This is a genomic window from Ureibacillus xyleni (assembly GCF_900217795.1).
Taxonomy (GTDB): Bacteria; Bacillota; Bacilli; order Bacillales_A; family Planococcaceae; genus Ureibacillus; species Ureibacillus xyleni.
Genome location: NZ_OBMQ01000001.1, coordinates 69,832 through 83,838, shown reverse-complemented (window position 1 = coordinate 83,838; position 14,007 = coordinate 69,832). Strand labels below are relative to the sequence as shown.

The following is a 14,007-nucleotide window of genomic DNA, read 5'->3' as shown; positions in this document are numbered from 1 at the left end:
ACTTATCAGAAAATACTGCATGCTACTCTTCTACTTTTATATAAATAGCACGCTCACCACCGATTAATTTTGGTCGTGTTTTTGCCACTGTTACAATGGCATCCCCAATTTGACGAATTGAAGTACGAATTGGCACTGCTACTTCTTTTAGATGCATTCCAATCATTGTTTGTCCAATATCAATTCCAGCATGTGCACGAACATGTTCGACAACCACTGGATTTTCGAATTGTGTATAGGCGTATGCCGACATGGAGCCACCTGCATGTTTTACAGGAATGACTGCAACCGGCTCGTACGAATATTTTAATGCTGCTTCATATTCCATCGTTAACGCGCGGTTAATATGTTCACAGCCTTGGAAAACTAAATAAAGATCGTGTTTTTTTGCAAAACGATTTAATTCTGCATACAGTACTTCTGCTACTTCCATTGCTCCTGCAGTTCCGATTTTAGAACCCGCAACCTCAGATGTAGAGCAACCTATGACGAATAATTGTTTTGGTTGAAAATCGACTTGTTGTTCCATTTCATTGAGCAGTTGAGCTAATTGATCTTGTAGATGTTGAAACGACATAGATGTCACTTACCCTTCAAGTTCTGTAATTTTTTCGATGCGTCGAGCGTGACGACCACCTTCGAATTCTGTACCAAGCCATGCTTTTACAATTTCACAAGCAAGCCCAGGACCAATTACACGTTCACCCATTGCTAAAATGTTTGAATCATTATGACAACGTGTTGCTTTTGCACTGAAAACATCATGTACTAATGCACAACGAATTCCTTTTATTTTGTTTGCAGCAATTGACATCCCAATGCCAGTTCCGCAAATTAATATACCACGATCAAACTTCCCGCTTGCTACACCATCTGCAACCGGTCTTGCAAAATCCGGATAGTCTACTGAATCTGAACTTTGTGGGCCAAAATCTTCATAGCTAATGTTTAGTTCATCTAAAAGTGACATAACTTCTTTACGTAAATTATTCCCACCGTGGTCAGAAGAAATTGCGATTTTCACTTTTGTAACCTCCTACGCGATTGTTTCATCATCAGTGTACCACTTATTGCATAAGAATAACATGAATTTTACACAGAACACGATAAACTTTTTCTTAAAATACGAATGATTTCGCTTTCAAATATTAGAACGTTCACTTTTTCATTGATTTTTAAACATATTTCCCTAAAATCATTCACCTTTATTCGAAATTGCTTGAAAATCCTTCTGAACGAAATTAGAACTGATTATCTCCTTTTTCTATTAATAATAGTTAAATAATGCAAAACTTTGTCCATTGACTATTGACCTATCACTATTATAATAGAAAGTAACTTCATTATTTTGGAAAAAATGGTGAATTAATTACATTTTAAGGGGGAAGGTTATGAAAGGGAAAACAAAGGGGAGTTTGTTTGTAAGCGCTTTACTAGCAGCATTGATTGCAGCAGGATGTACTGAAGAAGAAGTTAAAGTTGTTGATACTGAACAAAGCACACCTGAAGAAGCTGAAACAACCGAGACGGCAGCAAGTGAAGAAGCAGCTGTTATTGTTAAAGGGGATACAATTAACTCACACTTCCAAGCAGATGCAGTTTGTGTTGTAGATAGTCGTTTTGAAAGAGGCCATAGTCTTGTTTTCCGCGCAAATGTTATCGACAGTAAAACAAATGCAACGATTGAAGATGCAAAAGTAAAAGTTGTATTAGGCAATGGCGAAGAATACGAAATGAAAATGGGCCCTCATGGTGAAGAAGGCACAATACTTTGGACAGTTTTATGGACAATTCCAGACGATTTCCCAACTGGAACACTTGATTATAAACTAATTGCTGAAGTGGATGGTAAAGAATATACACACGAACCATTCAATGTTTCTTTATCGAAATTAACGATACTTGAAAAAGGTGCTGAAGAGAAATTAACTGCTGAGGCAAAAGCAGCGGCAGAAGCGAAAGCAAAGGAAGAAGCTGAAGGCGGAGGAGAAAACGCTGAACAGCAACCAGCCGATGGAGAAGGTGATGCATAATAATGAAAAAACATCTAACCGTAGCACTCTTCGCACTACTATTACTAGTTAGCGGATGTACTGACGCCGCAAACGAAGAGAAAACAAAAGCACCAGAAGAAACAACGAAATCGACGGAATCCAAAGAAACGAATGAAACTGCAAAACCTGAAGAAAAAGAAGCAGAAGTAAATCTCCAAGGGAAAGTGACATTAAGTAATCCAAGCGGTCGTATTGGCGATGAAATAGCGGTTTCTGTAGAATCTTTAAAACCGGATTTACCTGTAAAATTAGTATGGGTAGATATGGTTGGATCTTACCAAATTGAAGACAATTATTCATTTATCGGCACAACTTTTGAGCCAGTTGAAAAAACGGTTGCAGAAGGTACTGCAGATGGTGCTGGAAAATGGGAAGGGTCTTTCAAAATTCCAGATGGCTTTGGTGACGATCATGATTTATTAATTTATCAAGAAGATGCGGTTATTGCAAAAGCGAACGTTTTTGTAGAAACGGTCTTTACGATGAGTCCTGAATCTGGCCCACCTGGTACCGAAATTACCGTTACAGGCGAAGGGTTAAGTTGGAAAATGTTTGGGAGTTTATGGCACTTGAACTACGATAACAACTTCTCTGGTATTATTACAGCGATTACGACAAACGGGAAAGCAAAAGCGGTAGTGCGCGCATCAGGTAAAGCAGGTACGCATAGTATTACTGTTGAAAGTGGTGCAATGGGCTTCCCTTACTTAAGTAGAAGTAGCTCGGCGATAAACTACATCGATACGCATTATTTTGCTTTTGAAATTACAGGCGATCAACCAGTAACAACAGCTTCTTATGTTGAAGAAGCTCCACAACCTGCAAATGGCGGTATTAAAATGCCAGACCCTGTTAATAAAGACGGTGTATCTGTATCAATCGACAAATCTGAAGGAACGGTTGGCGAGCCTGTCGTGTTAACTGCTTCTGGTTTACCAAAAAATGAAACAATTAAATTTGATTGGCATACGATGGTAGGTACTCGCGTAACGGCTGAAGGTTATGGTGAAGAAGTATTCGATATTGGCGAAGCAAAAACCGATGCGGATGGTAAATTAACTCATAAATTTAACATTCCAGATGATTTAGGAGGCCTCCCTCACTTAATCGACTTAAAAGTTGGAGATGAAGTTTATGGTCAAACGTATTTAAGAATTTTACCTTCCATTGCATCTATTACACCATCGTCTGGACCAGTAGGAACTGAGTTTGTCATTGAAATTAAAGGTTCTGGGTGGACAGAATTCGATAATGCTTTAGGCGTTTTATATAACAACTCTTACATTGGTTATATTTGTGGATTCAATAGCCAAGGAACAATCAAATTACGATTGAAAGCAACTGGCGACCCAGGATATCAGTTTATCGATATTTACCCTTCTATCTATAAAGGACAACAAACACAACCTACTTACTATTTAAGACCGATGCTTACTTATCGCGAAGACCACCCTGGAACAGGAATCCCAGCGATTCGCACAATGTTTGAAGTAACAGAATAAAAAGTTTTCAAAGTGGACGTCTCAAAAGGGCGTCTGCTTTTTTATTGAAATATGTGCATGAAAAAAGCCATAGAGACAACAAACAAGTTGGCTTTACGGCTACTTATATCTTATTTTAAAGACAACAAATATTCCGCAACGGCTTCCTCGTGTCCATTTGCTGTTGCAGGTGGCATTGTTTTTCTTCCTTTAATTAGAAGTTCTACAATTTGTTCCTTTGTTAATGCAATGTTTTGTAAGTTTGGACCAATATCCCCAGCTAAATCAATCCCGTGGCAACCAATACAGTTAGATTTTGCAATTTTTTCACCTTCTGCTACTAAGGTTTCATCTAATGCTTGTCCTTCTTCTTGTTGAGCACTGCTTGTTTCCGTTGTTGTTTCTGTTTTATCTCCGCTACATCCAGCTAGTAAAATTAGAAAAAAGCAACTTGTTAATAACATTTTTGTGAGTCCCTTCCCCTTCATAACTATCCCCCCAAAATAAAAATAGTGCTATAACTATTATAGCACTATTAGTAAAATATGGAATTTTATTTTGAACGGTCAAACTGTTGAATCATACGGTATAGTTCCTCAGATTGACGTTTTAAATCTTGAGATAATTTCTCTACTTGTTCTATCGCATAAGCTTGTTCTTCCGTTGAACCGCGAACTTCTTGGGCTCCCGCTGATGTTTGCTCTGCGATAGCCGCGACTTCTTGGGATTGTCGAGCAGTAGTTTCTATATTAATCATCTGTCTTTCTACTAATTGGGATATATCCACAACCGCATCAGCCATTTCTCTAACGCTAGAAGCCATTCCTTCCACTATAGCAGTAGTTTCCGAGACTTTTGAAGATTCTTTTACAGCAAACGTTACTTGTTCTTTCATTTGTTTTACAACGAGATTCACATTTTCTTGCATCGCTTTAATTAATGCAGTTATACCTTGAACCGCCTTACCACTTTCATCTGCTAGTCCACGTACCTCTTCAGCAACTACAGCAAATCCTTTACCATGCTCACCTGCTCGAGCTGCCTCAATGGAAGCATTTAAAGCTAGTAAATTTGTTTGAGCTGCAATATCCCCTACTAAACTAATAATTCGTTCGATTTGCTCTGCATTTTTTTCAAGTTGGTGGATATTATCTAGCGCTTTTTCATTACCGTTTGCAATTTGTTGAATGCTACTTACTAAGCCTTGGATTGAGTTTGTTGTAGATTCTAAATTGCTAATGATTTTTTTGGATTGAGTAGCTGAATCCAACGCACGCTCATTTACTTCTGAAGCTAATAATCGCACATCTTCAATTGCTTCTACTGTTTCTTGAACTGCCACCGCAGAAGCTTCAGCGCCTTCAGAAATTTGACTTACTGTTTCGGCAATTCCTTCTGCTTTTCGAGAAGCAGAGGCCGTTTGATCTGATAGATTAATAATTGTTTCATTTGTTTTTTTGAAGTTGCCTTCAATACTATCAACCATTTGTCTTAAGTTTGTTAGCATTAATTGGAATGCTTCGGCTACAGATTGGATTTCATCACGAGAATTTCTAATTTCCACATCTCGTCCAATTTTCCCTTCTGCGACAAGTGTTGCTGTTTCCTCAAGATTTTGTAATGGTTTTACTAAGATGACACTAAATATCGCTGCTAAAATACTAGACCAAAGAATACCTAAAGCATAAGTTAAAAATTCAAATACTATTAGATTTGGTATTATTTTTGAGAAGAACATTGGATGCAAATAATGAATAAATATGAAACTAGTAGAGTACGTAATAAGTGCTAATACTCCAACGAATAAAACTAACTTTCTGCGTAAGTTAAAGTTTTTATTGTTCTTCATTCAGTAGTACGACCCCCAGTAATTTTTAAATGTAAATCGTCAATTAATCTTGATAATTCCTCATACGTTTGTCTATACGTATTAATATCTCCTCCAAAAGGATCTGATACATCTTTTGAACTATATGGTGCAACATATTCTTTTAAAGTAAATGTTTTGTTTTGAGCATTTGGAAACGATTGTAGAATCATATTTTTATGCGCCAATGTCATCGTCAGAATTAAATCTGCCCATTCGATATCTTGTTGCTTTACTTGAGATGTAATATGATCAAACTTAATTTGATCTTGCTCTAGTACTGCTTTGGCATTTTCTGATATCTCGCCCCCCTCAAGAGCATAAATTCCTGCTGATTTTACTTGAACTCCTTGAATACTTCGTGCTTTTAAAATGGCCTCTGCCATTGGACTTCTACATGTGTTACCAGTACAGATAAAATAGATATTCATGCTGTCACTCTTCCTTTTAAGTATTATCAAGACTATTTATGAAAGTAAGGATACTAATAGTTAATAATGAAATCCCTGCAATCCATTTTAGAACATCTCCTTTTAAAGGGATATGGCTTTTTGCAAGATGAAGTGAGATATAGGAAAGAACAAAGGTCCATATTCCTGCACTCATAATAAATAAATGTTTTTGTAAGTTTAGCATACCAAAAGAAATGCTAACTGAAAAGGTATCTAAACTTGCTGTTATTGCTAAAATTACGATAGGAATCGCTATTACTTGTCGGTTTTTTGTCGAAAGTATCAATTGAAGCCCAATAAAAAATAATAAGACACTGGATATAATATTTGACCAATGTGTTAACAAAGTCAACATCCAGTTCCCTAAAGTATATCCTATTATTGGGAATATCATATGTAAAATGGCTGTCCATAAAGACAGTAATAAACGTCTTTTCACATCTGGTAGGAGTAGATATAGTGCAACTACATCTAAAGCAACAATGAGTCCTGTTAATATTTCCTGCAAGTATTGTCCTCTTTCCTATTTAAGATTTCTACTATCTTATGCGTAGGAAGTTACCATTATCATGGCTTTTCATCGACATAGATTTTAGAGGAACAATAAAAAAGATTGGCCATTAGGTTCATCCTAAAAGCCAATCTTACTTGAGTTATTTATACCATTTTCCACCAGAAGCTTTTTCGAGTCGATTCATAATTGCAGCGCCAACTCCTTCTGTTGAAGTTGTCGTTACGAGAATAATATTTGCCTTTGTTTTATCGCAAGCGCGTAGATCATCATATAGTTTTGCACCCATTCTTTCTTGATCTCCCTCGTTGCCAAAAGTAAAGAAATAGTCAGCACCTAATGAATGGAAGTTGGAAGGAGCTAGTAAAGCAACCTGTTTCCCATCACTTTTTAGTTGGATAATGGCATTTTCGACTATTTGTTGATCACTCTCAATTAAATAAACGGGTGCCTCTGGAGCATAATGTGTGTACTTCATTCCGGGTGCCTTTGGTGTTGTTTCGAGTTGTTGCTGCTCTTTATTTGGTAAAATAACTTCCCCAATTACTTCTTGTAGCATCTCTTGTGTAATTCCACCTGGACGTAAAATTACTGGCGGGTTTACAGTGATATCCAACACTGTCGACTCTAAACCAATTCCAGTAGTACCCCCGTCGAGAATTAACGGGATTTTTCCACGCAAATCTTCCTCTACGTGAATAGCTTTCGTAGGGCTTGGTTTGCCACTTCTGTTTGCACTTGGAGCGGCAATTGGTTTTTGTAACTTTCTAAGTAAGTTTAGTGCAACTTCATGGTCCGGCATTCGAATTCCCACTGTGGATAACCCAGCTGTAACACTTGGAGCAAATACACCAGGTTTCACTTTCATAATAAGTGTCAATGCGCCGGGCCAAAATGAATCCATTAGTTTGAATGCATTTTGAGGAATTTCTTCTATGAAATTTAATACATCTTCAATTGATCCAATATGTACAATTAATGGGTTATCAGATGGACGGCCTTTTGCTTCGAATATTTTTTTTACCGCCCGATCATCTGTTGCAACTGCGCCTAGACCGTAAACAGTTTCGGTTGGAAAGGCTACAACTTCCCCATTATTTAATAAATCCACAGCTTGTGAATAAATTCCCTCGTTATCCCCACTTTTATCCACAAGCAATCGGATAGTCTCCATCTTACTCCCTCCTTTATTTTTGAGTATATCACTACAGTTATACACAGTTTGTGGATAAGTTATCAACTATTGTGCATAACTTTCAAAATTGTTCGAATAAATTAGCTAAATAGTTTCTTAATCCATTCCCAAATAAAGAACTTCACTTCAGGTTCTTCTTTTTCTGTTTCTTTTACATCTTCTTTTTCTTGTGCACTTTCACACACATTGCCGAAAATACTGCACCACCAGTTATCTCCACGTCCGTTGCCTATTGTAAGGACAAGTGAATTGTAAACATGTTGCGGATAAAACGTATTTGCATCCAACTTTGGCGGAATTAAATGATCTCCAATATTAATTTGAATATTTTCTTGTGGATAATGTTTTTCTACAAAAGTTGCTAGTTGTGCATAACTTTCATCGTTATCCACACCATTTAATTCATTTTTCTGAATTTCTGTGAATATCGGCTGTAAACTATCCACAACCTCATTTTTAAGTTGTTGGTCAGCAGTTGTGTTACTATTCGCAACGACGCGAATTTTTAATGAATTATCTATTGTACTGTTTCTAGTTTCATAAACTTCATCTATTAAATTTGGTAATAAAATAATTGAACATAAAATGGCTACTGCACCGGCTACTAATTTTAATACACTTAAAATATAATTTACTTTCTCGTTTTCTACTCTTGTAATCTCGTAATCGTTTAACATTTTAAATCCCTCCCTGACATCATAATTGGCAGGAAGAGAACTTTTTATACATCAATTTCACAAAAAACAAAACGATTTTTTTGATTAATATCTTTTATAATTTCTATTTTCGCCTCAGGAAAGCTAGTTTTAAAGAATTTCGCAACTGCTTCTCCTTGCAAATGGCCAATTTCAACACCAATTAAAGCTGGCTTTTTTAATAAAGTTGGCAATTGTTCTGCAAGTTTTCGATAAAGGATTAGTCCGTCTTCTTCTGCAAAAAGCGCTGAATGTGGCTCGTGTTCCAAAACAACCTCCGACATTTCTTTTGCTTCTTCATAACTAATGTAGGGTGGGTTTGATAAAATAACGTCCCATTTTTCATTTTGGAGCGGTTCAGTTAGATCACCAAGACGAAATTCAATTTGCGCATTGTGAGATTGTGCATTTTTTTGTGCGGTTTTAAGAGCTGATTCGGAAATATCTGTTGCTACTACTTCCGCATTTGGCATTTCGCACTTCATTGTAATAGCAATGGCACCACTACCCGTTCCAATATCTGCAATTTTCACTGAAGCATCTTTGCCAAATAGTTTGTGTATTCGGTTAAGCGCGGCAACAATCAGTTCTTCTGTTTCCGGTCTTGGAATTAAAACTGATTCATTTACAGTGTAGGATCTACCGTAAAATTCTTCGACACCTGTAATATATTGCACAGGGCGCCCTAAAGCATGTTGATTCACATAGTTTTCAAGTTGTTCGAGTTGATCATTTGATATGATATCGTGCATTCGCATCATTAAACCAGAATAGTTTGTTTGGTAAATATGCTGCAATAGTAGCCTTGCAGCATTTTCGTCACGACCTTTGTCCACTAAATAAGAAGAAGCCCATTTAAGGGCCTCGAAAATTGTTTTATGCTTCATCATTTAAGTGGGCAAGTTTTGATGCTTGTTCTTCTAACATTAGTGCATCAATAATTTCGTCTAACTTGCCTTCCATAATGATATCTAGTTTTTGCAGAGTTAAACCAATGCGGTGGTCTGTGACACGATTTTGTGGATAGTTATATGTGCGAATACGTTCAGAACGATCTCCTGTACCTACTGCTGATTTACGTGTTGCATCAATTTCTTTTTGTGCTTCTTGCATATACATATCCGCTACACGAGCACGTAAGATTTTCATTGCTTTTTCACGGTTTTTAATTTGTGAACGCTCATCTTGCATGGAAACCACTACACCTGTTGGAAGATGGGTCATACGAACAGCGGACATTGTCGTGTTAACGGATTGCCCACCAGCACCACTTGATGCAAATGTATCAACACGAATATCTTTTTCATGGATTTCTACGTCAACTTCTTCAACTTCTGGAAGACATGCTACTGTTGCTGTTGAAGTATGAATACGACCTTGTGATTCTGTTGCTGGAACACGCTGAACTCGGTGTGCACCATTTTCATATTTGAATTTTGAATATGCACCTTGCCCGTTAATCATAAAGATTACCTCTTTATAACCACCCATTGCGTTTGGTGTTGCTTCCATAATGTCGATTTTCCAGCCTTGTGCTTCTGCGTAACGCGTGTACATACGGAATAAATCCCCTGCGAAAATATTCGCTTCATCCCCACCTGCTGCACCGCGAATTTCCATAATAACGTTTTTATCATCATTCGGGTCTTTCGGGATAAGAAGGATTCTTAGGCGCTCTTCTAATTCTGGAATTTGCGCATTTAGTTCATTGAATTCTTCTTTGACCATTTCATACATGTCTGGGTCTTTTTCGTTTTCTAGCATTTCTTTCGTATCAGCTAGTTGTTGTTTGACATTTTTATATTCGCGATAAACTTCTACCATCTCTTGAATATCTGATTGTTCTTTTGAATATTCACGAAGTTTTTTGCTATCACTTACGATATCCGGATCACTTAATAATTCATTTAATCTTTCGTAACGGTCCTCAACCGCTTGTAGACGATCAAACATGGTTTCACCTCTGTTATTGATTTTTATATTTTATGTGGATTAGCGTTATCCGCCTAAATCGGGTATTTATCCGCCAATTGCGTTTTTCTTTTTTAGTATAAAGAAATTACAACCTTTTATAAAGGTGGATTTACATGACATTGGCGGCAAACAGGATAATATGTATCATTGCCACCGATTTGAATTTGTTCTCCTGTGTAGACAGGCTTGTTGTTTTCATCTACACGTAGATTCATCGTTGCTTTTTTATGGCAAAACCAACAAATCGTTTTCATTTCCTCGATTTTGTCAGCATAGATGAGCATGTAGCGACTACCTTCGAATAGTTCATTTTGAAAATCATTTTTTAAGCCGAAGCCCATGACAGGTATATTTAAAATGTCGACAATTTTAGTTAATTGTAAAACATGTTCTTTTGTTAAGAATTGTACTTCATCTACTAAAACACAATATAATTTTCCTGGGAAGTTTTTCACGTATTCAAACAGGTTTGTTTCATCAAATACAGGTATTGCTTTACGGCGAAGTCCAATTCGGCTTGATACGTACCCTACTTCATCTCTCGTATCGATTCCCGACGTAAAAATTAATACTGGTTTGTCTTGTTCTTCATAGTTATGAGCAACTTTAAGAATTTCAATGGATTTTCCACTATTCATAGCACCATGTTTAAAAAATAATTGCGCCATTCAAGCATACCTCATTTCTCGTTTTTCATCATAGTTGAACGAACAAATTATGCACAAACTTAAAAAATGCCTGCCAGCATTTGCTTGGCAGGCATTTTATAAAATTCTTATTTAAGACCGTATTTTTTGTTGAAACGATCCACACGTCCGTCAGCAGACGCGAATTTTTGACGGCCAGTATAGAATGGGTGGCACTCGTTGCAAAATTCAACAGTGATTTTTTCTTTTACTGAACCAGTTTCAAAAGTGTTACCGCAAGAGCAAGTTACTGTTGCAGTTTTGTAATCTGGATGAATTCCTTGTTTCATATTCGTTTCTCCTCTCGCCCTGAACCATCCGGAACAGAGTATTATTCGAACCGTGCCTTACATAACCCGAATATGTCAGTTACATATGCACACGTTACATACCTAAAAGATTATAGCAAGTAATATTCCTTAACGCAAGAAAAAATATTTGCCATCTGCGTAGGTTTTGTCCAAAAAGCGGATCATTTTGTCCATTTGCGCATGGTTTTTGTCCACATAGCGCAACGTTTCGTCCATTCACGCTTGGATTTTGTCCACATAGCGCAACGTTTCGTCCATTCACGCTTGGATTTTGTCCACATAGCGCAACGTTTTGTCCATTCTCGCGGAGGTTTTGCTCACTCGCTTAAGTGGCAACTTATAGCAACCCTTTACCTTTTGCTTTTTTCATGTCGCTATCAAGTTTATCGAAAAATTCTTCGTTTGATTTTGTGCTGCGAAGTTTTTTCAGGAAGCGTTCTGCAAAGTCAGGTGCATCTGAGAATGTTTTGCGGATTGCCCATAGTTTTTCTAGTTGTTCTGCAGGGATGAGCAATTCTTCTTTACGTGTACCAGAACGACGAATGTCAAGAGCTGGGAAGATACGACGCTCAGCAAGTTGACGATCTAAATGAAGTTCTAAGTTACCAGTCCCTTTAAACTCTTCATAGATTACTTCATCCATACGGGAACCTGTATCTACTAATGCAGTTGCTAGAATTGTTAAACTACCACCATCTTCAATATTACGAGCAGAACCGAAGAATCGTTTTGGACGGTGGAATGCTGCTGGGTCGATACCACCTGATAATGTACGGCCGCTTGGTGGGATTACTAAGTTATAAGCACGAGCAAGACGTGTTATCGAATCCATTAAAATAATTACATCACGTTTATGTTCAACTAAACGACGAGCACGTTCTAAGACAAGCTCGGCCACTTTTACGTGATTTTCAGGAACTTCATCAAAAGTAGAGCTTACTACGTCTGCTTTTACTGAACGCTCAATATCTGTAACTTCTTCTGGTCGTTCGTCAATTAATAAGACAATTAATTCTGCTTCCGGATAGTTTGTTGTAATGGCATTAGCAATCTCTTTTAAAAGCGATGTTTTCCCTGCTTTCGGAGGGGCCACAATTAGCCCACGTTGGCCAAATCCAACAGGGGCAACTAAATCCATAATTCGAGTTGATAGTTTATGTGATTCTGTTTCTAATTTGATATGTCGATCTGGATAAAGTGGTGTTAATGCTGGAAAGTGAACACGTTCTTTTGCAATTTCTGGGTCTTCACCGTTAACTGCATCCACTTGAAGTAATCCAAAATATCGTTCATTTTCTTTAGGTGGACGCACTTTCCCAGAAACCTTGTCCCCATTTCGAAGGTCGAAACGACGAATTTGAGAAGCAGAAATATAAATATCTTCCTTTGAAGGAGAATAGTTAATTGGTCGAAGGAATCCGAAACCTTCTTGATTTACAATTTCTAAAACTCCTTCCATGAAGAAGAAACCTTCTTGTTCGGATCGAGATTTTAATATTGCAAAGATTAATTCTTTTTTTGTTAATTTACTATAATATGAAATCTTGTAATCACGTGCAAGAGCATATAACTCTTTCAACGTCATATTTTCTAATTGAGCTATAGTAAGAGCTGACATAGCATTTCTCCAGTCTTTTAAATTTTCGAATCTAACTTAATATGTTGGAATTTACTTACTGTAAGGTGTTTTTGAAAGTTTGGAAGGAAAAAGCCTGATTAAAATTATGTAGAAATATTGTGGGATTTATTCTTATAGAATATCCAGTCTTAATATTTTTAATCAGGCGTTACATTTGAAGTTATTCTTTTACGTATTTTGGTTTTTTATCAATACTGTGGCGACCTTCAATGAAACGTACTGTTCCAGTTTTTGCACGCATAACAACTGAATGTGTTAAGCAATAGTCCCCTTTATATTGTACGCCTCGTAATAGTTCGCTATCTGTAACTGCTGTTGCAGCAAAGATTGCGTCATCCCCTTTTACAAGGTCTTCTAAGTATAACACTTTATCAAGATCGATTCCCATATTTTTGCATCGTAAAGCTTGCTCTTCGTCTTCTGGTATTAATTTACCTTGGAAATCTCCACCTAAACATTTTAAAGCTACGGCAGAAATTACCCCTTCTGGAGCTCCACCAGTACCGAACATAATGTCGATACCTGTTTCGTCAAATGCAGTACTAATTGCGGCATTTACATCTCCGTCTTGGATAAATTTGATTCGTGCTCCTGCAGCGCGAATTTCATCTACAATATGTTGATGGCGAGGACGGTCTAGTAAAATGGCAACTACATCTGAAATTTCTTTGTTTTTTGCTTTTGCTACTGCTTTTAAATTGTCAGTAACCGATGCGTTAATGTCTACTTTCCCTTTACTTTCTGGTCCAACTGCTAATTTTTCCATATACATATCTGGTGCATTTAATAAATTTCCACGGTCTGCTATTGCAAGTACGGTAATTGCTCCGTTTGTTCCTTTTGCAACGATGTTCGTTCCTTCTAGAGGGTCAACTGCAATATCCACATGTGGACCGCCGTTACGTTGGCCAAGTTCTTCACCAATATAAAGCATTGGTGCTTCATCCATTTCTCCTTCACCAATCACTACGGTACCATGCATTGGAATTGTATCGAATAACGCACGCATTGCTGTTGTTGCGGCGTCATCTGCTTCCTCTTTTAAGCCACGTCCCATCCATTTCGCAGAAGCAATCGCTGCTGCTTCGGTAACGCGTACTACTTCCATCGTTAAACTACGTTCCATTCTTCATTTGCCTCCT

The 14,007-nt window shown here is 37.4% G+C and carries 16 protein-coding genes; 2 read left to right on the top strand and 14 right to left on the bottom strand.

What is annotated here, in order from left to right:
* Window positions 1-22 precede the first annotated feature (22 nt).
* Together CRO00_RS00440 and rpiB are read right to left on the bottom strand one after the other, a co-directional pair.
* Window positions 23-577, bottom strand: a complete 555-nt coding sequence (locus CRO00_RS00440) for a TIGR01440 family protein (RefSeq protein ID WP_097071680.1) — start codon at window positions 575-577, stop codon at window positions 23-25.
* A 9-nt stretch (window positions 578-586) separates the two neighbouring features.
* Complete coding sequence (gene rpiB / locus CRO00_RS00435; RefSeq protein ID WP_097071679.1) at window positions 587-1,024, bottom strand: ribose 5-phosphate isomerase B; 438 nt, start codon at window positions 1,022-1,024, stop codon at window positions 587-589.
* A 367-nt stretch (window positions 1,025-1,391) separates the two neighbouring features.
* Here rpiB and CRO00_RS00430 point away from each other — a divergent pair, with 367 nt between their 5' ends.
* Both CRO00_RS00430 and CRO00_RS00425 read left to right on the top strand, forming a co-directional pair.
* Window positions 1,392-2,033, top strand: a complete 642-nt coding sequence (locus CRO00_RS00430; protein WP_097071678.1) for a hypothetical protein — start codon at window positions 1,392-1,394, stop codon at window positions 2,031-2,033.
* Window positions 2,034-2,035: 2 nt separating this feature from the next.
* A complete protein-coding gene (locus tag CRO00_RS00425; protein WP_097071677.1) occupies window positions 2,036-3,556 on the top strand; it encodes a hypothetical protein in 1,521 nt (506 codons plus the stop codon).
* 110 nt (window positions 3,557-3,666) lie between these two features.
* On the opposite strand, the gene CRO00_RS00420 is transcribed toward CRO00_RS00425, so the two are convergent.
* The 12 genes from CRO00_RS00420 to glpX form a co-directional block, all read right to left on the bottom strand.
* Window positions 3,667-4,023 (bottom strand): c-type cytochrome, encoded by a 357-nt coding sequence (locus CRO00_RS00420; protein ID WP_237658280.1) that lies wholly within the window; start codon window positions 4,021-4,023, stop codon window positions 3,667-3,669.
* A 65-nt stretch (window positions 4,024-4,088) separates the two neighbouring features.
* The gene (locus tag CRO00_RS00415) at window positions 4,089-5,384 is read right to left on the bottom strand and encodes a methyl-accepting chemotaxis protein (protein WP_097071676.1); all 1,296 of its coding nucleotides are present in this window, start codon (window positions 5,382-5,384) and stop codon (window positions 4,089-4,091) included.
* Window positions 5,381-5,833, bottom strand: a complete 453-nt coding sequence (locus CRO00_RS00410; protein ID WP_097071675.1) for a low molecular weight protein arginine phosphatase — start codon at window positions 5,831-5,833, stop codon at window positions 5,381-5,383. The genes CRO00_RS00415 and CRO00_RS00410 overlap by 4 nt, the downstream gene beginning before the upstream one ends.
* Before the next feature lie 16 nt (window positions 5,834-5,849).
* Complete coding sequence (locus CRO00_RS00405; protein WP_097071674.1) at window positions 5,850-6,362, bottom strand: manganese efflux pump MntP; 513 nt, start codon at window positions 6,360-6,362, stop codon at window positions 5,850-5,852.
* A gap of 145 nt (window positions 6,363-6,507) precedes the next feature.
* The gene (locus CRO00_RS00400; RefSeq protein WP_097071673.1) at window positions 6,508-7,539 is read right to left on the bottom strand and encodes an L-threonylcarbamoyladenylate synthase; all 1,032 of its coding nucleotides are present in this window, start codon (window positions 7,537-7,539) and stop codon (window positions 6,508-6,510) included.
* Window positions 7,540-7,640: 101 nt separating this feature from the next.
* Entirely contained in the window at window positions 7,641-8,237 is a 597-nt protein-coding gene (locus tag CRO00_RS00395) for a stage II sporulation protein R (RefSeq protein WP_097071672.1), read from the bottom strand.
* 44 nt (window positions 8,238-8,281) lie between these two features.
* Window positions 8,282-9,145: a peptide chain release factor N(5)-glutamine methyltransferase gene (prmC, locus tag CRO00_RS00390; protein WP_097071671.1), complete on the bottom strand. Its 864-nt coding sequence runs from the start codon at window positions 9,143-9,145 to the stop codon at window positions 8,282-8,284.
* Window positions 9,132-10,208 carry a peptide chain release factor 1 gene (gene prfA, locus CRO00_RS00385; RefSeq protein ID WP_097071670.1) on the bottom strand — a complete coding sequence of 359 codons (1,077 nt, stop codon included), beginning with the start codon at window positions 10,206-10,208 and terminating at the stop codon, window positions 9,132-9,134. The genes prmC and prfA overlap by 14 nt, the downstream gene beginning before the upstream one ends.
* Before the next feature lie 116 nt (window positions 10,209-10,324).
* Window positions 10,325-10,897 (bottom strand): thymidine kinase, encoded by a 573-nt coding sequence (locus tag CRO00_RS00380; protein WP_097071669.1) that lies wholly within the window; start codon window positions 10,895-10,897, stop codon window positions 10,325-10,327.
* Window positions 10,898-11,004: 107 nt separating this feature from the next.
* The gene (gene rpmE, locus CRO00_RS00375) at window positions 11,005-11,205 is read right to left on the bottom strand and encodes a 50S ribosomal protein L31 (protein WP_097071668.1); all 201 of its coding nucleotides are present in this window, start codon (window positions 11,203-11,205) and stop codon (window positions 11,005-11,007) included.
* A 358-nt stretch (window positions 11,206-11,563) separates the two neighbouring features.
* Complete coding sequence (gene rho / locus CRO00_RS00370; protein WP_097071667.1) at window positions 11,564-12,844, bottom strand: transcription termination factor Rho; 1,281 nt, start codon at window positions 12,842-12,844, stop codon at window positions 11,564-11,566.
* Between the two features lie 181 nt (window positions 12,845-13,025).
* On the bottom strand, window positions 13,026-13,991 hold the full coding sequence (gene glpX, locus CRO00_RS00365) for a class II fructose-bisphosphatase (RefSeq protein WP_097071666.1): 966 nt from the start codon (window positions 13,989-13,991) through the stop codon (window positions 13,026-13,028).
* Window positions 13,992-14,007 lie beyond the last annotated feature (16 nt).